This window comes from Deltaproteobacteria bacterium GWA2_45_12, assembly GCA_001797365.1.
Taxonomy (GTDB): Bacteria; UBA10199; UBA10199; order UBA10199; family UBA10199; genus UBA10199.
The window spans coordinates 16248-35841 of sequence record MGPH01000045.1; the positions used below are offsets into that span (position 1 = coordinate 16248).

General features: G+C 43.9%; 17 protein-coding genes. All 17 read left to right on the forward strand.

Going from position 1 to position 19594, the window contains the following annotated elements; genetic code table 11:
• Positions 1–4 precede the first annotated feature (4 nt).
• The 17 genes from A2048_09185 to A2048_09265 all read left to right on the forward strand — a co-directional run bounded on the left by A2048_09185 (position 5) and on the right by A2048_09265 (position 19537).
• The gene (locus A2048_09185) at positions 5–709 is read left to right on the forward strand and encodes a hypothetical protein (protein ID OGP08478.1); all 705 of its coding nucleotides are present in this window, start codon (positions 5–7) and stop codon (positions 707–709) included.
• 28 nt (positions 710–737) lie between these two features.
• Positions 738–3113, forward strand: coding sequence for a phosphoenolpyruvate--protein phosphotransferase (locus A2048_09190; protein OGP08479.1), 2376 nt, complete (start codon positions 738–740; stop codon positions 3111–3113).
• 161 nt (positions 3114–3274) lie between these two features.
• Positions 3275–4219, forward strand: a complete 945-nt coding sequence (locus tag A2048_09195; protein OGP08480.1) for a hypothetical protein — start codon at positions 3275–3277, stop codon at positions 4217–4219.
• Complete coding sequence (locus tag A2048_09200) at positions 4185–6644, forward strand: type II secretion system protein GspD (protein OGP08481.1); 2460 nt, start codon at positions 4185–4187, stop codon at positions 6642–6644. Before A2048_09195 ends, A2048_09200 begins: the two co-directional genes overlap by 35 nt.
• A 94-nt stretch (positions 6645–6738) precedes the next feature.
• On the forward strand, positions 6739–8448 hold the full coding sequence (locus A2048_09205; GenBank protein OGP08482.1) for a type II secretion system protein GspE: 1710 nt from the start codon (positions 6739–6741) through the stop codon (positions 8446–8448).
• Positions 8449–8515: 67 nt separating this feature from the next.
• On the forward strand, positions 8516–9736 hold the full coding sequence (locus tag A2048_09210; GenBank protein OGP08483.1) for a type II secretion system protein GspF: 1221 nt from the start codon (positions 8516–8518) through the stop codon (positions 9734–9736).
• An 83-nt stretch (positions 9737–9819) separates the two neighbouring features.
• Positions 9820–10257: a type II secretion system protein GspG gene (locus A2048_09215; GenBank protein OGP08484.1), complete on the forward strand. Its 438-nt coding sequence runs from the start codon at positions 9820–9822 to the stop codon at positions 10255–10257.
• Positions 10258–10968, forward strand: a complete 711-nt coding sequence (locus A2048_09220) for a hypothetical protein (GenBank protein ID OGP08485.1) — start codon at positions 10258–10260, stop codon at positions 10966–10968.
• Positions 10961–11455 carry a hypothetical protein gene (locus tag A2048_09225; GenBank protein ID OGP08486.1) on the forward strand — a complete coding sequence of 165 codons (495 nt, stop codon included), beginning with the start codon at positions 10961–10963 and terminating at the stop codon, positions 11453–11455. The genes A2048_09220 and A2048_09225 overlap by 8 nt, the downstream gene beginning before the upstream one ends.
• Positions 11452–12192, forward strand: coding sequence for a hypothetical protein (locus tag A2048_09230; protein OGP08487.1), 741 nt, complete (start codon positions 11452–11454; stop codon positions 12190–12192). Before A2048_09225 ends, A2048_09230 begins: the two co-directional genes overlap by 4 nt.
• A gap of 52 nt (positions 12193–12244) precedes the next feature.
• On the forward strand, positions 12245–13513 hold the full coding sequence (locus A2048_09235) for a hypothetical protein (protein OGP08488.1): 1269 nt from the start codon (positions 12245–12247) through the stop codon (positions 13511–13513).
• A gap of 170 nt (positions 13514–13683) precedes the next feature.
• The gene (locus A2048_09240) at positions 13684–15282 is read left to right on the forward strand and encodes a hypothetical protein (GenBank protein OGP08489.1); all 1599 of its coding nucleotides are present in this window, start codon (positions 13684–13686) and stop codon (positions 15280–15282) included.
• Complete coding sequence (locus tag A2048_09245; GenBank protein OGP08490.1) at positions 15282–15878, forward strand: hypothetical protein; 597 nt, start codon at positions 15282–15284, stop codon at positions 15876–15878. The genes A2048_09240 and A2048_09245 overlap by 1 nt, the downstream gene beginning before the upstream one ends.
• Before the next feature lie 16 nt (positions 15879–15894).
• On the forward strand, positions 15895–16785 hold the full coding sequence (locus A2048_09250; GenBank protein ID OGP08491.1) for a type II secretion system protein GspN: 891 nt from the start codon (positions 15895–15897) through the stop codon (positions 16783–16785).
• Between the two features lie 93 nt (positions 16786–16878).
• A complete protein-coding gene (locus A2048_09255; protein OGP08492.1) occupies positions 16879–17928 on the forward strand; it encodes a hypothetical protein in 1050 nt (349 codons plus the stop codon).
• A 60-nt stretch (positions 17929–17988) separates the two neighbouring features.
• Complete coding sequence (locus A2048_09260; GenBank protein ID OGP08493.1) at positions 17989–19041, forward strand: 23S rRNA (adenine(2503)-C(2))-methyltransferase; 1053 nt, start codon at positions 17989–17991, stop codon at positions 19039–19041.
• Between the two features lie 298 nt (positions 19042–19339).
• Positions 19340–19537 carry a hypothetical protein gene (locus tag A2048_09265; GenBank protein OGP08494.1) on the forward strand — a complete coding sequence of 66 codons (198 nt, stop codon included), beginning with the start codon at positions 19340–19342 and terminating at the stop codon, positions 19535–19537.
• Positions 19538–19594: the final 57 nt, after the last annotated feature.

Here is a 19594-nt window from a genome sequence, read left to right on the forward strand (position 1 = left end):
TTCTATGCAAGTCTGGATTGTTGATGATGATGCAGGTTTTGCCTACCAACTAAAGCATGCGATAGGGGCCCATACACTTTTTCAGAAAAAAGACTCTTCTTCAAAAATATCTGTTTATCTTTCAGGTTCTGAATTTTTAGAAGCGCTTTCCAAGAAGGATGCCGGGCCCGATCTTGTTTTTTTGGATTGTTATCTGGGAAATGATTTTGGACCCGAAATTTATTTGTCTTTGGATGCCCCAACCCGGGAAAAAGTCTGTTTTTGTTCGTCGATGAGCTACGGTTTGTTCCAGGAATTTTTCACTTCACAAAATGAGGCTGTTCCGCCCTTTGTCCCCAAACGTTTTGCGGAGCAAAAGTGGAAAGAAATTGTGGAGGCTGCTTCTAACAAGGGGAAGGCCGTTCCCCAAAAAAACGGACCCAGTCCAAAAAGCCCCTTTTATTTGAAAACGGTTGCCGATATTGGTCGTTTAGTGGAGGGGATTGAAAAAACTTATTATGGTGAAAATAAAAATGAAAATTCTCCCGATATTCTTTCCCAGGTACAAAGTATTCGTCTGAAAGCATCCACTTTTGGGGTGGACGTGGTGTTGCCTGCGTGTGATCGCCTGCTTGCTTATCTTGACCCGGCAAAGAAAACGGGGGCCATGAGGCTTAAAAAAGAGATCCGCGACTTTATTTCAAGTATAAAAAAAGCAGTCGAATCATGAACCAATATAAGGTACATTCAATAAACCAATGAAGATTCGGCCTGCTATTTATGATTTTACTTCCACCGATGTAATGACTGACATTCTTGAATTGGGGCATTTGTGCCATGGCAAAGAGGATGTCAAAAAAGTTCTGGATATGCTTGTTGAGAAAATTGCCCGTATCATGCAGGTGGATGTTTGCTCTCTTTATCTTTTAGACCCTCATAATAAAATTTTGGAATTAAAAGCGACGAAGGGGTTGAACCAATTAGCCATTGGTGTGGTTAAAATGAAGGTGGGTGAGGGCTTGGTGGGAAAAACTCTTGAATGGATGAAGCCCGTTTCCATGTCTACAGGCAAGCGCAGTAAGCAATTCAAATATTTCCCTGAAACAGGGGAAGAAAAGTTTTCATCCTTTTTGTCAGTGCCGCTTATTTATAATCGTCAACCCATTGGTGTCTTGGTGGTTCAAAATGAAAAGAAGGTCAAGTTTTCTTCCCAGGCCGCCCATCTATTGATGACGTTGGCCATTCCCGCTATCAGCGTTGTCGAAAAAGCAAAACTTCTCGATTCTTTCGTGAAAATTTCCTCCCGATTGGATTTTCAAACACAAGGGAATGAAGAGCTGCAGCCCAAAAAGACCGAAGGCATGGTCCATGTGGGGATTGGTGCGGCTCCCGGCATTGCCATTGGCAAGATCAAGATTGTGGGGAATCACCACCAGGATTTAAAACCGATAACCAAGGAAGCTCCCATCCACAAGGATGTTGAAAAAATGCGTGTCTTGGAAGCTTTTCGTTGGGTCCAGGAAGAAATTTTGGATGTCCAAAAAAAGGCCGAGAAAAAATTCGGCATGGAAGAACTTTCCATTTTTGATGCCTATAGCATGGTGCTCGAAAGCGAGCCTTTTAAGGAAGAAATCCTGACTGAAATTGACAAGGGGAAATCGGCCTTGATGGCTGTGGAAAATGTGGTTGGCCGTTATGCCGAAGAGCTTTCCCATGCGGATGACGAATATATTCGTGAACGTGTTTTTGATATTCATGATGTGGGAAGAAAAATCATCGATCGCCTTCTTTATGGAAGTGAAGTGCCTCGCTCGGCTTTTCATCTTACCCAGGAGGCTATTTTGATTTCAGATTCATGGAGTGTCTCCGATTTTGTTGAGCTTGATCCTGAAAAAACAAAGGGCATTCTTTCTCCCGTGGGAGGGGCCTCTTCCCATATTGCCATTCTGGCTGAGTCCATGGGCATTCCCGCTGTTTTGGGGTTGTCTTCTTTTGCTGATTTTATTCATGAAGATGATGAAGTGGTTATGGATGGGACTTCAGGGGTTGTGGTGCTCAACCCCACCAATGAAGTGCGTGAGATGTATCGCAAAGAAAGCACCAAAGAAGCCCAGGCCCAGGAAATTTACAGCCAGTATGCCCACAAACAAGCTTCTCCACGCGGTGGGAAAAGAATTTTTATTGGTGCCAACATGGGTATGGCGGCCAATATGGGGAATGCCCTTGAGCAAGGGGCCGAACATATTGGGCTTTATCGTACGGAGATGCCGTTTTTGATCCGGCGTAATTTGCCTACGGAGGAAGAGCAGTTTCTTTTGTATAGCAAAGTGCTTTCCACCATGGGGGGAAAACCGGTGACAATTCGTATTCTGGATATTGGTGGTGATAAATATGTTCCGTATTTAAATCTTCCCAAAGAGACCAACCCTTTTTTGGGATGGCGTTCCATCCGTATTTTGCTTGAACGCGAAGACCTGTTCCGTATTCAATTACGCGCTTTGCTTCGTGCTTCCGTTAAGGGGAAGCTGCGCCTGCTTTTCCCCATGGTGACTTCGATGGAAGAAATTCTTAAGGTCAAAGAGATACTTTCGAACATCAAAAAAGAGCTTAAATCAAAAAATATTGCTTATGCTCCCAATATTCCCCTGGGGATCATGATTGAAGTGCCTTCTGCTGTTGAAATAGCGGACCGTCTTATTCGTGAAGTGAACTTTTTTTCTATTGGGACCAATGATCTGGTTCAATACACGTTGGCTGTTGATCGCAACAATCCCAAGGTGGCCTTCTTGTACAGTTATCTTCATCCCGCTGTCTTAAGGATGATTTCAAGAACCATTCAGGTCGTGCATAAAGCCAAAAAATCAATCAGTGTGTGCGGTGAAATGGCGGGTCAGGCTGAAGGAGCGTTGCTCTTGGTGGGGATGGGTATCGATGAACTAAGCATGAGTACCCCCTTAATTCCCAAAATGAAGCATCTGATCAATCAAGTGTCATTACCCAAGCTTAAAAAACTGGTACATCAGGTTTTCAAGGCAGATACCACAGCCCAAGTAGAACAAATCATGACCCAGTTTATGGTGGAAGAAGGGTTAAACCAGTTTTTGACAACATGCAAAGTGGCAATGACCCCTTAAGCTTGATCAAGAGATCTTAAATAATTATCTTCCAATGACTTTTCCCCCAGAATTAATTTGATACACCTCTTTCAATCTGCTATTTTACCCAACAATTGTTCAGATTTCATTTTTTCATTCGTCCCGTTAATGCATTTTAATTGATGACCTTGTGAAGCAACGTGAGTTTTTATCTCAAAAAGTACATCTGGGTGGCCAGTTTGCTGGCTGTGGTTTTGTGCTCTTATTTTTTGGCCAAAATGGTGGCCAATGGGCTTAGTTTTAAATTTGGTGCGTTTATTTCCGGCCCTTTAACGGTGGCTGAGAACCCGCCCATTGTGATCTCTGAAAAAAAGGAAGCAACGGCTGAAGAACTCAAGCCCATTTTGGATCGCAATATTTTTGATTCCAAAGACACCGGTGTGGACCAAGGTCCGGTTTCAACCGAAACAGTTGAAGAAGAGGTTGTTGATCTTACCGGGGAAGCGGTGCCCACAAGTTTGGGAATAAAACTTGTTTCCACTTTTTCGGTAGGCAATGGAGAAGATGGCCGGTCATCATCTATTATTTCATCGGGCAAGGGTGCAGCCGATGTTTATACGGTGGGGGATGCCAAGAGTTTTGCCCCCGAAACAAAGATTGTGCGCATCCTGTTTAACCGTGTCGAGTTTAGCAACAAGGGGCGGCTTGAATATGTTGAGTTGGAAGATTTCGCCAAGGGAGTCAAGATGAATGTCCCTCCACCGAGAGACGAAGGTGAGCCTGAAGGGCCAAAAGAAGATAAGGAAGTCAAAATTGAAAAGAAGGGGGAAAGTAATTTTGTCATTGACCGCTCTGAAATTGAAGATGCCATTAACAACTTGGACAAGCTTTATACGCAGGTGCGCGCCGTTCCCAATTTCAAGGATGGCAAACCCAATGGCTTGAAACTTTTATCGGTCAGGGCGGGAAGTATTTTTAGTAAACTTGGCTTGCAACGAGGAGATATCCTGAAAAGTATTAACGGGATGGAAATGGATATAAAAAGAGGTTTGGATATTTTTAACAAGCTAAAAAGTGAAAATCATATTACAATCGATCTCGAAAGAAGAGATGCGACACAAACTTTTGAATACGAAATCAGGTAAAAACATGTTTCTTCTGGGGGCACGGCATGCCATGCCCCTCCTGGTATTTATTTTTGCTTCTTTAGCCTTTGCCCAAGAAGCCCCGCCCCCTCTCGAAAACAAAGAAACTCAGGCAGTTCCCAGTGTCGATGCGCCCCAGGCCGCTTTTGAAAATAAAACTTCTCCTTCAAGCGGCAACCAAACAGCAAAGACAACCGTAGTCGATGAAAAGTTTGGTGTGGCTGAAACGCCAGTCACTCCTTCCTCAAATCAAGGAACATCTAAAACCTCTTTTTCCGAAGAAGAGGCCACAGGTACCGACGATGAACTTATTTACTTAAATGCCACCGATGTTGATGTCAAAGACATGATCAAGCAGATTTCAAAGGCTACCGGTTCCAATTTTCTTATTGATGACAAAGTACGCGGCAAGGTCACCATTATTTCAGAAAAACCCATGACCAAGGAAATGGCTTATCAGGCGTTTTTATCAGCCTTGGAAGTGATGGGTTATACCACGGTTAAATCACCGGGGGGGCTGATCAAAATTGTTCAAACCAAAGAGGCTGTCAGCAAGCCGATTGATCTTTACAAGGAAGATTCTCCCAATACCGATGGTTTTATCACCCGCATTATTCAGGTGAAGAATATTTCCGCCAACGACCTTTCAACGGTTGTCAAAAGCCTGGTCTCAAAAGACGGCAATTTGTTTGCTTATCCACAAACCAATTCTCTTATTTTAACAGACGCGGGGTCCAATATTGACCGCATCCTCAAAATCATTCGCGAGCTTGACCAAGAAGGTCCCCAAGAGGTTATTGAAATTATTCCCATTGTGAATGCCGATGCCAAAGACATCACCGAAAAAGTATTGCAACTTTACGAGGGAGCGGGAGCTCAAACTTCTGGACGTGGTGGAACTGCGGCTCGAAGGGCCAACAGGGGAGCCCCTGAATTGGAAGACACTCCATCCATTTCCAAGGTGATTTCCGATGACCGTACAAATTCGATCATTGTCTTGGGAAGCAAACGGTCCATTGTTAAACTACGGGCTCTTATTGAACGGCTTGATACAGCCATCACCGGCGTTGAGGGGACCATTCATGTTTATTATTTGAAACATGCGACTGCGTCAGAACTTTCTGAAGTTTTATCCTCGCTTGTGGGAGGGGCCAAAATCAAAAGCTCCAAGGAAAAAGGTGCCGGCGGTGCTGCTGAGGCCAGACAGGGAGCCGTTGAGCTGGAAGGGGGAGTCAAGGTCACTGCTGATGAAGGAACAAACTCGCTTGTGATCACGGCTTCCCCAAAGGATTATGAAACCCTTATTGAGCGCGTTATTTCAAAACTCGATATTCCACGCAGGCAGGTTTATCTGGAAGCCGTGATCATGGAGTTGAGGATTGATAAAACCAAAAACATCGGACTTAACGGCAATTTCGGGCTTAATTTTAATGTGAGCGGGCGTGACATGACGGGGTTTGGTTCCCTACTTCCCACATTTCCTACGGCATTGAACAGCATTGCCACAGCCGCTGGCGGTTTGGCCGGAGGTGGATTTTCCGCTGATTCCATCGATTTTACTTTAAGCGACGGAACTTCGCTCTCTATTCCTGCTGTCAGCACCATTCTTCAGGCCCTTCAAACAGACAGCAATGCCAATGTGCTTTCAACGCCCAGTATTTTAACGTTGGACAACGAAGAAGCCAAAATCCAGGTAGGACAAGAAGTGCCCACACCGGGGCAAAGTTCGATATCTTCGGGGGTGGCGACAACCAGTGTTACACGTGAGGACACGGGTATTATTCTAAAAGTGACACCGCAAATTTCGGAGAGTTCCACTGTGAGGCTTAAAATCGAACAAGAAATCACCAATGTTCGTTCCTCCGATCCAGTCTTGGGCCCCACCTTTGACAAAAGTTCAGTGACAACCGTGGTTGTGGCCAATGACAAGCAAACCATTGTGATTGGGGGTTTGCTTGAAGACCGCGACACGGCTTCCATCGGCAAGGTGCCCCTTTTGGGGGATGTGCCTATTTTGGGGAATCTTTTTAAAACCACGCGCAGGGATCGTAAAAAAGCCGATCTCTTGGTGTTTATTACCCCTTACATCATTAAAGACCGTGCCGATTATCTTGAAATTTTGCAGAAGAAAATAGAAGAACGGAACATGTTTATTGAACACAATTACGGCAGCTACCAACGCAAACAAATTCGTCAGGCCATTAAAGAACATGCGAAAGATCTTTTGGAATATAGTACCGCTGTTCGTACTATTTATGATGAGAACCCCAACTCTTCATCAACATCTAAAACACCTTATGTGACTCCCACTACTTCCAATACGTCCACAGGGTATGAAACATCGACAAGTACATCTTCTGAGAAGAAAAATGAATCTACTGAAGAGGGATACGTACATCCAACACGTCGGGTTCGTGGCCATTGATGATGTAATCTGGTAGGGACCCCGTAACGCGGGGTCCCTACAAATATAAAACCCTTCTGGCAAATACCCTGACAATCGGTTACAATTTTCGCCTATGGATGATCGCAGTCTTGGTCAAATTCTATTAGAAAATACTCCCCTTACTCCTGAACAGCTTAATGAAGCTCTTATAGTGCACCGTGAAAAGGGGCTTAAAATGGGAGAGGCCCTTTTACAGCTTCGATTTTTAAGGCCCGAGGATGTTTTAAAAGCCCTTTCATTGCAGGTAGGCATTCCTTTTGTAACCGATATTGTCGCCGAAGATATTCCTGTTGAACTTGTCAATAAAGTGCCCATTAATTTTGCCAAACGTAATGAGCTCATTCCCCTAAAACGTGAGGAAGGCAGTATTGTTGTGGCCCTGGCAGACCCGGTCAATCATGCCGCCCTGGATGATCTGTCCCTTATTTTTGACCAACCCATCAAGCCTGTGATTGCTTCTTCCCAAAAAATCATGGATGCCATCAATGCCTGTTATAACCGGCAAGTGGGGTCTGATCAGACCGTGATGAGCGACTTGGATGAAGAAAACCTCGATCAGGTGGCGCAAGAACTTGAGGAAGTGCAGGACCTTCTTGATGCCGCCGATGAAGCCCCCATTATTCGTTTGGTCAATCAACTTTTATTTCGTTCCGTAAAGCAAAATGCTTCCGATATTCATCTTGAGCCTTTTGAAAAGGAATTAGTCGTTCGTTTTAGAATCGATGGTGTTTTGTATGATGTGATGCATCCGCCCAAAAAAGCCCAAAACAGTATTTTGTCGCGCATTAAAATCATGGCCAATCTGAATATTGCCGAAAAAAGACTTCCTCAAGATGGGCGTATTCGTATCAAACTGGCAGGAAAAGACATTGATATCCGCGTTTCAACCTTACCCACTTCCTTTGGAGAAAGTGTGGTCATGCGTTTACTTGACAGAAGCAAAGTGCTCTTAAATCTTGATTCCATTGGAATGAAGGGAGGAAATTTAAAAACCATTCGTGATCTCATTCATAAAAGTCACGGGATCATCCTGGTGACAGGGCCCACGGGTTCCGGTAAAACAACAACCCTTTATGCGGCCCTTACCGAAATCAATTCTTCCGATGTAAAAATTATTACGGTGGAAGACCCCGTGGAATATCAGATTCCAGGGATCAACCAGACGCAGGTCAATCCAAAAATAAATCTTACCTTTGCCGCCGGCTTGCGGGCCATTTTGCGCCAGGACCCCGACATTGTGATGATCGGTGAAATTCGTGACAAAGAGACGGCGGAAATCGCCATCCAGGCTTCCTTGACCGGCCATTTGGTTCTTTCAACCTTGCACACAAATGATTCCGCTTCTGCGGCCACTCGTCTTATCGACATGGGTGTCGAGCCTTTCCTGGTGGCCAGTTCCCTTGTGGGTGTGGTGGCCCAAAGATTGGTGCGTACCTTGTGTAAAACATGTGCCGAAATTTATGAACCGACGGAAGCTGAATTGGAGCAGTTGGGGCTTTCACATCAGGTGTTGCAAGGGCATGTTATTTATAAACCCGTGGGTTGTCCGCAATGTTTAAATACGGGCTACAGCGGCCGTACGGCCATTCATGAAATTTTATTGATCGATGATGAGGTGCGTTCTTCCATCATCAAGTCTGTTGATGCCATCACCATCAAAAAAGTGGCGATGCGAAAGGGGCTGCTTACCTTAAGAGAAACAGCAATCAATCTCTTGGTGGAAGGGATGACAAGCATTCAAGAAGTTTTAGCCATTACACAGGAAGATACAGTAAGAGAGTAGGGGCGCCGCTTGCCGCGCCCATAATTGGCCCATACAGGGCGCAGCAAGCGGCGCCCCTACCTAATCCATGCCCGTCTACGAATACAAAGGAATCGATTCCAAGGGAAAAAATGTGGCTGGTATCATCGATGCTGAAAACGAAAGGGCGGGTCGTTTAAAACTGCGTCGTAATGGCATTTACACTACCGACATCACTCTAGAAGGCTCCAAAAAAGGTTTTTCGGTTACGGGGAATCTGCAGTCCATGCCCATCTTCCAGAGAGTGAAGATTTCCGAGCTGGCCCATTTAACCAGGCAGATGGCGACCCTTTTAGGAGCCAATATTCCGCTGGTGGATGCCTTGGGGGCTCTTCAAGATCAGGTTGAAAATCCTCTTTTAAAAAAATCGATGTCCCAAATAAAAGAAAAGGTGGTGGGTGGGCAACGATTGGCCGATGCCATGAAGGCTTTTCCGAAAATTTATGGGGACTTGTATATTTCGATGATTCAAGCCGGTGAAGCTTCCGGGGCGTTGGAACTGGTATTGCAACGTCTGGCCGACTTTACTGAAAGTCAGGCCAAACTCAAAAGCAAGATAACAAGTGCTCTTATGTATCCTGTAATCATGGGCTTGGTAGGCACAGCCCTGATGCTTTATTTGTTGGTGAGTGTGGTCCCCAAAATTGTTTCCATTTTTGAGGATGCCAAAGCCATTTTACCCTTACCTACACGTATTTTGATGGCGGTTTCTTCTTTTGCCCAGAATTATTGGTATTTTTTAATCCTGATTGCCGTTGTTGGGGGTTTTCTTTTTAAACGGTACATCAATACAGAAGCAGGCCGTTTACGCTTGGATCGTTTTTCACTTAAAATGCCCATTTTTGGGGAGCTGTTTCGCAAAGTGGCCGTGTCGCGGTTTAGCCGTACTTTGGCTACTTTGTTGCATAGTGGTGTACAGCTTCTTCCCTCGCTTGATATTGTCAAAAATGTGGTGGGCAACAAGGTTTTGAGTCAAGCCATTGAAACGACCAAATTAAGTGTGAAGGAAGGGGAGTCCATTGCCGAACCTCTTCGCCGCAGTGGAGAGTTTCCTCCCATGGTTCTTCACATGATTGCAGTGGGGGAAAAAACGGGTGCGTTGGAAAGCATGCTTGAGAAGGTGGCTGATAGTTATGATGGGGAAATCGATACGACAGTGGGCACCTTAACAACCTTGCTTGAACCGTTGCTTATTTTGGTGATGGGCGGAGTGGTTTCATTTATTGTGTTGTCAATTTTGTTGCCGATTCTTAAAATGTCGGAATTGTAATTTTTAGTTATGAGTTATGAGTTATGAGTATTAAAGTTCATTACTTATCACGCATATTCATTATCTTAAAAAAAAGGAGAAATATGAAAAAATGGTTTAAAAATGAATCAGGGATGACCCTTATTGAAATCATGGTGGTGGTGGCCATTATTGCCGGCATTACTGGTCTTATTGCGGTCAATGTGGTGGGGCGGCGTGAAAAAGCAAATATCCAGTTGACCCAAACCCAGATTTCAAACCTCATGAATGCTCTCGACCAGTACAAATTAGACAATCATTTTTATCCTTCAAGTGAGCAGGGGTTGCAGGCCCTTGTTGAAAAACCCGGTGTTGGAAGAACTCCTCAAAACTATCCCGAAGATGGCTATCTTAAAAAAGTTCCCAAGGATGCTTGGGGGCAAGGATTTGAATATGCGGCTCCCGGATCCCACGGAAATGCTGTTGAAATCTGGTCCATGGGACCGGATGGCCAGGAAGGAAACGAAGACGATATTAAAAGTTGGGATTCGGAGGGAGAATGATTGATATACAAAACAACAGCTTCACGGGATGAAAAAGGTTTCAGCCTTCTTGAAATCATGGTGGTCATTGCCATTGCTGCGGGCATGACGGGGTTGGTCGTATCCATGATGGGGGCTTCCTTCCAGTCGCAGGCCAAGAAAGAAATCTCCCGGCTTATCAGCAACATCAATTTTGCCTACAACCAGGCCATTATTCGTGGCGTTAGTCTACGGCTGGTTTTTGATTTGACCAACCAAAAATACTGGCTGGAAGAAGGATCTGAAGTCAGCCTTGTTTCCATTGAAAATGAAAATGACATAGAAAATAAACGCGACAAGAAAGATTTGGACAAAAGGAAGGAAGAAAAGGAAAAACAAAAAGAAGAAGAGACTTCTTTGTTTGATGAAGAAAGCGACACCAAGATTGAAAAAATCGATGAATCAAAAAATATCACACTGGAGGCCCAGTATAGTTTAAGTGACGAAATGGTGAAGACAGTCACCTTTGATAAAGAAGTCAGAATAAGGGATGTTTTTGTGGCCCATCAAAAAGAACCGCTTGTCCAGGAATTGGCCTATCTTTATTTTTTTCCCCGCGGATTGACCGAAAAAGCCGTTATTCATTTTTCCAATGAAGAAGACACCTCGCATTATACAGTCATTGTAAATCCGGTAACAGGACGATGCCGTGTGGAGACCGAGGATATTGAATATGACAAGGTGGATGAATAGAAAAACAGATTTTCGTAATGGTTTCACCCTTCTTGAAATCCTGATTGCCGTTTCCATTTTGGCCACTGCGTTTACGATTTTGCTGGCATCCCAAGGAAGTAATTTTTTGTCCAGTGAACGGGCTGACTATTTGACCACAGCCACTTTTTTGGCGCGCCAAAAAATGGTGGAACTGGAAATGGATTTTGAAAAAGACATGGCCCGCGGCAAATTTCCGGATGAAAAAGAGGAAGAAGGGACCTTTGAGGACAAATTTGAAGATTTTCGATGGAAGGTTAAGATTAAAAAAGTTGAGATTCCCACAGTGATTCCTGAAACCGAGGAAACAAAAAACAATCTTGTAGCAACTTACTTAAAACAAATCACGGATCAGCTTTCAAAAGCTGTGCGTGAGATCAGCCTGACGGTGTACTGGGGAGATAAAGATAAACCCCTTAAAGATCAGCCGCACATGACGGTGACGACACATATTGTGAATTTAAAATGAAATTAACTATTATAAAGTTTGTGTCTGGCCGTTGGGAAATCCCCCTTCGTCCCCCTTTATTAAAGGGGGACGAAGGGGGATTTAGACGAAATGGTTTCACACTGATGGAAGTCCTTGTCAGTGTTTCTATTTTGGCAGGGATGAGTCTGCTTATATACAGCACCATGAATCGGTCGCTTAACTCCAAGGAAATAGTGCAACAAAAAGATGAATTGCTCCATTCCGTTCGTTTGGGAATGGGAAAAATGGCTGAAGACTTAAACCAGGCTTTTTTGGCCCAAAGCTCCATGCATGGACGTGAAAGTCACTATTTGAGCGGATTTAAAGGGAAGGCAGACGATCTTACTTTTACGACCATGAATCATTTTCATTATGTCAAAGATGCCAAAGACACCGACCAGGTACTGGTTCATTATTTTCTTAAAAAAAATGATGCCGGTTTTTTTGATTTGATGCGTTTTGAAAATCCAAGATTGACCGACAAGCTGGACATAGAAGAAAACGGTTTTGTCCTTATTCCCAATGTGAAGTCGTTGGCCCTTTCCTATTTTGATTCAAATGAGGATGTCTGGAAGGAAGATTGGGAGGCTGACAAATTAAGCAGTCTGGGCAAATTGCCCCGGGCTGTCAAAATGGAGCTTGTTGTTGTGGAAGGGAATGAAGAAGAAAAGCCACGGGAATATTTTTTTACAACAATGGCAGGCGTTGAATTGTATCAAAATGCGATCAATCTTTAAGAAAATATTTAATCCTTGGAAAAGGATTAATAATAGAGGCGTTGCCCTTCTTATGGTGCTGGCCGCGATCACGGTCTTGACAACCGTCCTTGTGCAGTTTGCCTATCATTCCCATGTTAATTATCGGTTAGTTGTAAATAATAAAGAGCGTTTGCAGGCTTATTATCTGGCCAAATCGGCGGTCAATTTCTCAAAACTGCTTCTTCGTTTTAATAAGGAAGCCCAGGGAAAATTAGAAGAAGTTCACAGTAAACTGGGAGATGATCAGGGCGCCCTCGGAAACCTGCAGTTTGAGCCCTTGTATAAAATGTTTCCCTTATCTTCAGAGCTTTTGCGGGGTGTTTTGGGTGGGGATGCTTCCACGTTGGAGTCATTGACAGGGGGAGGGGCCGAAGAAAACGAGGCCCCCAAGGAAGAAGAAAAGGATGATGCTGAAATATCTTCGGATGATGTGGGGATTATGGAAAAGGAGGAAATAGAAAAATTTCTGGATTTTGAGGGAGATTTTGACACCGAAATTTCAGAAGAACAAAACAAATATGATTTAAACAAAATCAACACCACCGAATCAACCAGCCCCGCTTATGATTTACGTAAAAAACTTCTTTACTCCATTTTAATGCTTCCTCTTTTTGACGAATTTTTTTTGGACCACACCCAGGAAGCTTCAAAATTGACCCATGCTTTGACAGATTGGGTGGATGTCAATGACAGTATCAATGAATTTGAAGGGGTTCAGCGTGGACGTGAAGACAGTATTTATACTGACCGTGATATTAAGGTGAAAGACGGAAAATTTTTAACCCTTTCAGAAATACGTCTGGTAGCGGGGATGAATGATGTCCTGTATGCTTACCTAACCCCTTACCTCACAGTTTATAGTGGCATTGATAAAATCAATGCCTGTTTGGCCGATGACAACATGATCAAGGCCCTTATTTACCACTATACCAATCATTCAGGATGTACGGCCCCCATCAGTTATGAAGACAAAAAAAAGATGGATGAGCTTGTGGAACTTGTGCGTGGGGCTTGTCCCGACCCCGAAGGGATTTCCCAAACCCTCAACTCAGCCCTGGGATTGACTGACTTGCAGCAGGAAGCCACTGGTACAGAAGATGCAGGGACAGAGACAGGGACGGGAGAAAAAGTGGTAGGGTGTAAATTCCAATTTCTTGACCTTGTTACCGATGAAAACAATGTATTCCGTATCAAAGCCTCCGGTGTTGTGGGCCAAACACGTGTGACCATTACCGAAGTCATTGCCAGCACGGGGACAGATCCTACCAAATGGCCCGTGCATTATTTTAGAATTGATTAACTCTATGTCACCCCCGCCACGTTAATCCCGCATAGCGGGATTTCTAAGGGCGGGGGCCAATAATAGATCCCCGACAAAAACACTCGGGGATGACAATGGTAGTTTAAATTCATACAATACATTGCTCCTCACCCCAAAAATGGGTAATATGACGGGAATTTCAAACCTTTATGGCCCAAACAATTTTAGGCATTGATATTGGTAGTTATTCCGTCAAGGTCAGCCAGATTTCCCGTACTTTGCGTGACTATGAATTGGTGCGTTTTGTCGAACATCCCTTAAGTCAGAATGTTCGTCTTACTTTTGAGGAAGCGGTAGCGGCAACCTTACGCACCATGGTTGAAAAATATGACCTGCAGGCCGATGTTATTTCGGTAAGCCTGCCTTCCAATCAGCTATCTTTAAGGGTTGTCGAACTTCCCTTCACCAATCTCAAAAAAATTGAACAAACGGTGGAATATGAACTGGAAAGTTTTGTGCCCGTTCCGGTGGAAGACTTGCAGGTGGATTATCATATTCTCTCGGTTGAACAAAACCGTTCTACGGTGCTAACAGCCTATGTGCCCAGGGCCCGGTTTGTTAAATTTCTCGATCTTTTTCAGGTGTCCGGTTTGGATCCAAAATTTGTGGGGGTTGATCTCATCGATTTTTCCCACATTGCGCAGGTGGCCATGGTTCCCCAAGAGGCTGTCTATGTACTCTTAGACATTGGGCACCAAAAAACAAACCTGTGCGTCATGAAGGGAACCAAGCTTCAGTATGCCCGAAGTCTTGGTGTGGGGGGGCTTCATTTTACCAAGGCGATTCAGAAGGCATTCAAACTTAATTATGAGAAAGCCGAATCTTTAAAACTTGATCGTGGAAGAGTCAGTTTTAAGGAAGATCATTTAGACCAGATTAGCCGCATTTGCCAAAAAGTGGCCGAAGAACTTGTGGTCGATATTCGCCAAACGTACTTGGGTTATCAACAATTGTATCCGGGGGATCTATGGACGGGGCTTTATATCACCGGCGGGGGCGCCCGTTTGACGGGGGTGCAGGAACTTTTGTCCATGGCTCTTAAAATAAATGTCCATCAGCTAGACGTTCTTGATTTCATTGATCACAAACTGGACCGTCCTGAAATCTGTGCGGATATTATTGCCCCTTCACTGGCCCAGACCCTGAAGGTTATTTTTTCAAACAAGGCCGTTAAAATCAATTTCAGGAAAGCAGAGTTTGCCTTTCAAAGGGATTTCAAATCGTTTGGAAGTGAAATTAAACAGATTGGACTGTGGTTTTCGGCTGTTTTTCTTTTGGGGCTCATTCATTTTTTTGTTTCGTACACCATGCTTAATAACAAGGCCAAAAAAATGAATCAGGTTTTTGTGCAGCAGGCCACCAAAATCATCCCTGATTTAAAAGGGCAAAAAGACACAAAGAAACTGCTTCAAACCATCAATAATCGTATTGCCGAAATCGAGCCCCAGTTGGAAGCCTTGCAGGGAACGGGAATAGTGCGTACACCGTCACTAATTTTACTTGAGATTTCAAAGCTTATTCCACCCAAGGAAGAAGTGATGTTGGATGTGGATGATCTTAATTACACCGGTGATGTGATCCGTCTGGATGGACGGACCACTTCCTTTGATGCCGTGGATAAGCTGAAAAGCTCTTTAAGTGGTTCAAAACTTTTCAAAAACGTGACCACACGCAATGTGTCCAAGGGGCTTAACGATGAAATCAAATTTTCACTTTCGATGGATGTGAAAGCAGAAGGGGACGGTTAATGGCAACAAGCACTTCAAAATACGGCATCTTGGGAAGACTCAATCCGGAAGATTTATATAATGCCTTTTTGGGTTTGGAGCAACGCCAGCAGGTTTTCATGGCCATTGGACTTTTTATTCTTTTGGTGTGCCTGATTGTCCTTCCCATTTCGTGCGCTTCTTCCAAGCTTTCAGAGCTGGAACAAACGGTCAAAAAGGGAGACCAGGGGCAAAAAGAAATTATCGATAAAATAGCCAAGTATCAGGGCATGAAAGCCGGTTTTGAAACCTTGAAAAAATCATTTGCCAAAGGTGGGTCACTGACCACCGCTGTTGAATCGATAGCCAACCAGGTTGGAATTGGTTCAAATATTGAACAGCTAAAACCTATTACCCTGGCCTCCTCTGATTATTATGACGAAGAGGGTGTTGATATTGTCATGAATGCCGTTTCTCTTTCGCAGCTGGTTGATTTTTTAAACAAGCTGGAACATTACCAGTCAATCCCCATCAAAATAACCAAATTTCAGATAAAACCACGCTACCGACGCCGTCAGGAACTAACGGCCACCCTCCAGGCTTCAACCATCAAGCTTAAGGAGGTGGCCAGTGAATAATAAAATACTTTCCTGGATGCTGCACATTATGGTGGGGGTGTTTGCCTTTTTCTTTTTTCTGGTTCTTTTTTTCCCTTTTGAAACCCTTGTCCGTTATTTTTTGTCGCAGGTTGAAATCCAATCCAAGGGGGCCTACAAAATCAATGTCGGGGAAATCGATCCCAGTTTTTTCTTTAAAACGTCGTTGAAAGATTTTGAACTGGTCCTTTCCAAACCCACAGGGGACGTTGTTTTGCTTAAAACGCCCGAGCTGAAAATTGGGGTGAGTTATCTTCCCTTACTTGCCAGCCACGTGGATGCCTCGTTTGAATTAAAAAGTAAAAAAGGGGGCATGGAAGGAAACATGTTTCTGTCCCAAACCATGCAACGCTTTGATGTCGATTTAAACCAGATGGATTTTGCCGAATTCCCCCTCCTGGCGGGCTGGCTCAAAATACCTTTAAGCGGGGAGATCAACGGAAATATCATGGCTGAAATTTATCCAGAACAGGTCGGAAAAAATGAGGGGGAAATAAATTTAAAGCTTAAAGACCTAAAAATTGCGGCCGGAAAAATGGATTTGTACCAGGGTTTTGAATTGGAGATTCCAGATACTGTTTTGTCTGCAAATGATCCTGCTGTTCTCAAGGCCACTCTGTCTAAAGGCAGGCTTGATGTTAAAGAGCTGAATATTCCCGGCCCGGACATGGCCTTAAAGGCAGCCGGACGTGTGCAGATTAACCGTAAACTGAGCTTTGCCCATCTTTCAGTCAATGGTTCCTTTCAATTTTCCCAAAAACTCCAGGAAGTCCTTTCCATTTTGGTCCTTATTGAAAAACAAAAAAATGAACAGGGTTGGTACCCTTTCAACCTTTCCGGCCAGGTTTCCCGTCCCAAGCTTCAAGTAGGCACGATCCAGGTATTATAATTTTTTCATTTCTCATGAGTTCTTCCTCCAGGAGGAGAGGGAATAAAATCAGGGCCACAACTTTCTCTTATTTTTCTCGATAATAAGGGGGTTATGAGTTTCTCCTGCACTCCTCCAAAAGATCTTCCCCAAGCCCTTGAGGGATCCTATAAATATTTATTAAAATTAAGTACTTATATACTAAATAAAGAGGTTTCTCTTGAATGTTTCAGTCCCGAGGCGGCCTATGCTGTTTTTAACCAAACCGATGACGGTGAGATAGCTCCTGGAGCCGAAGTGACCGTCGATGATTACCAAGCCCTTATACACCAAGGGTTTTTCAACGATACCAATCACCCTTTTCCCGTGAATCAGTTCTTTGATTTAGCCAAAATTTTAAAACGCCATGGAGTGCTTGCATGTCCCATCGATAAGACAGGCATGGATCAATATCCTTCGGCTTCGATGATTTTAAGAGCGGATGATTTTAAGGATTCGCAGGATCAGCACATGTATCAGGCTGTGCTTGCTTTTTGGTCGATTGAAAATAGGGAAGAGACTTCCGTCCTCACGCCACAAATGGCAGATGGAATTTTAAATTCCGAGGCGGATGGAGATAGAATCAACCGTTGGGAATTTGATCATTTTAAAGAAGTTTTGAAGGAAAGACCGGAATTTTCAAAATTGAATTTCGCCCAGTTCAGGCATTTTGTGAACAGCTTGAAAAGAAAAGAGGGCTATCAGTTTTTACCTCCTGTTTATGACGATTATTCGAGGAGGGCTACCGGGGGAATTCTCCAATCTTTATCTCGAGAAGAAGTTAAAGTTCTTCCCGATCCGGAAATGGCGGAAAGAATGGAAACTTTAAGATACTGTTTCGGGGCGCTTGGATTGTTGGATAGCGATGAATGGGAAGTCATGAGTGAAGTGCTTTTAAATTCCCATTCCACTTACCTTCTAGATGGGGTAATCGATATTTTAAAAACAGATGGAACGGATTTAACCAGAGAAATGATACTTCCGGCCTATGCTCGAGGGCAAAATCCTTTTTTAAAAGCAGACGACCCACAAAAAGAGGATAAGGTTTGGGTAGTTATGGCTTTGATTTCAGAATATAAAGTCAAACAAATCATGAAAAAGTATGACGAAACTTCATCCCCCTAGCTTTTAAGAGGAATTCTCTAGAAAATTCTTTCATTTTTTTATAAAACCCCTCTAGATTCTATGATGAACCAAAAGATCAATATTAAATCCCTAAGCCTCAATGATTTAAGTGAAAAACTTAAAGAATTTGGGATGGAAGGCTATCGGGCCACTCAGGTGAAGCAATGGCTTTATCAAAAGCAGGCAGCTTCTTTTGCCGAGATGACCAATATTGCCAAAGAATGCCGCGTTATTTTGGAGGAGAATTTTGAAATCAAGAGGCTTCCCGTTGTGACTTCCCAGCTTTCAGAAGATGGCACTCGTAAATACTTGTTGGGCTTGGAGGATGGAAAAAATATCGAATGCGTTTTTATCCCGGCCGAGGGGCGCAACACGCTCTGTGTTTCTTCCCAAGTGGGATGTGCCATGGATTGCGATTTTTGCTTAACGGCGACGATGGGGCTTTTTCGCAATTTGAGCATTTATGAAATCGTCGATCAGGTGGGGGCGGTGATTCGCGACATGAAGGAGAGGGGTGACGACCGCCGCTTGAGCAATCTTGTGTTCATGGGCATGGGCGAGCCCTTGGCTAACCATAAAAACCTGTATGCGGCCCTTGAAATTTTGCTTGATCAGCTCTGTTACAATTTTTCACGAAATCACATTACTGTTTCGACATCGGGGTTGGCCCCCGAAATTGAAAAATTTGGGGACAAGACCGGTGTCAAGCTTGCCATCTCGCTTAATGCGACAACCGATGAAGTGCGCGATGGGATCATGCCCATCAACAAAAAATATCCGCTTGAAAGACTTTTTGAAGCTTGCCGCAAAATGCATTTGCCCAATAGAAACAAGATTACTTTTGAATATGTCATGCTTCATGGGGTCAATGACACGATGGAGGATGCCAAGCGGTTGATCAAGATTCTTTCCACATTGAAGGCCAAGGTGAATCTGATTCCCTTTAATGAGTTTTCGGGTTCAAAATATAAAAGACCCCCGGATGAGTGGGTATACAGTTTTCAAAAAATACTTTTAGACAAGGGCTTTATTGCCGTCGTTCGCCGCTCCCGTGGGCGCGATATCCTAGGAGCTTGCGGTCAATTGGCCAATGCCAGCGTGAAGGCGGCCTGAAAATTTTCTAGCAACCTTCCCCCTCATCCCTCGATAAGTAGGGACAATCCTGGGATTGTCCAAATCTAAAAAAATTACATGCCTTTTTTTACACCTTTTATAGCCAGGCCCTATGCGGCTGGCGGGCTTGCTTTGGGGCGTTCCTAATATGAAAAATCGGCAGCACAGAATTTGGCAACTCAAACAGGATTTACAAACCAAAAAAACATTAAGGGAAAGCGCTGCCCATGATAAATATGACCTCCAGAGGCAGGGAAAACATCGAGAAGCCGGTGGTCAGTAAAAAATAATAGAACGATTGGATCGTGAGATTGGACATATTGAAGGGGATTTGGATCAAGTTGAGCGCATGGATGCCTCTGACCAGCTTGAAATAGACCGTTTTCTTGAGGGAGAGATTGAACGTTTAAGAAATGACAAGTTTGATATTGATAAAGGATGGTTCTGGGAACCCCATGTTGTGCCTCCTAGGAGCCTGTCGGGGAAACATTTTTAGTAATTCATGATCGGCAACAGCCCCGGTTTTTGATATAAGGAGGCATGAAAACATTTA

Coding starts and splice junctions, on each gene's coding strand:
- A2048_09210 (OGP08483.1), top strand. CDS start 8,516: ATGCCCGTCTACGAATACAAAGGAATCGATTCCAAGGGAAAAAATGTG.
- A2048_09260 (OGP08493.1), top strand. CDS start 17,989: ATGATGAACCAAAAGATCAATATTAAATCCCTAAGCCTCAATGATTTA.
- A2048_09200 (OGP08481.1), top strand. CDS start 4,185: ATGCGACACAAACTTTTGAATACGAAATCAGGTAAAAACATGTTTCTT.
- A2048_09185 (OGP08478.1), top strand. CDS start 5: ATGCAAGTCTGGATTGTTGATGATGATGCAGGTTTTGCCTACCAACTA.
- A2048_09250 (OGP08491.1), top strand. CDS start 15,895: ATGCTGCACATTATGGTGGGGGTGTTTGCCTTTTTCTTTTTTCTGGTT.
- A2048_09205 (OGP08482.1), top strand. CDS start 6,739: ATGGATGATCGCAGTCTTGGTCAAATTCTATTAGAAAATACTCCCCTT.
- A2048_09235 (OGP08488.1), top strand. CDS start 12,245: ATGGTGCTGGCCGCGATCACGGTCTTGACAACCGTCCTTGTGCAGTTT.
- A2048_09255 (OGP08492.1), top strand. CDS start 16,879: ATGAGTTTCTCCTGCACTCCTCCAAAAGATCTTCCCCAAGCCCTTGAG.
- A2048_09215 (OGP08484.1), top strand. CDS start 9,820: ATGAAAAAATGGTTTAAAAATGAATCAGGGATGACCCTTATTGAAATC.
- A2048_09230 (OGP08487.1), top strand. CDS start 11,452: ATGAAATTAACTATTATAAAGTTTGTGTCTGGCCGTTGGGAAATCCCC.
- A2048_09245 (OGP08490.1), top strand. CDS start 15,282: ATGGCAACAAGCACTTCAAAATACGGCATCTTGGGAAGACTCAATCCG.
- A2048_09190 (OGP08479.1), top strand. CDS start 738: ATGAAGATTCGGCCTGCTATTTATGATTTTACTTCCACCGATGTAATG.
- A2048_09240 (OGP08489.1), top strand. CDS start 13,684: ATGGCCCAAACAATTTTAGGCATTGATATTGGTAGTTATTCCGTCAAG.
- A2048_09225 (OGP08486.1), top strand. CDS start 10,961: ATGAATAGAAAAACAGATTTTCGTAATGGTTTCACCCTTCTTGAAATC.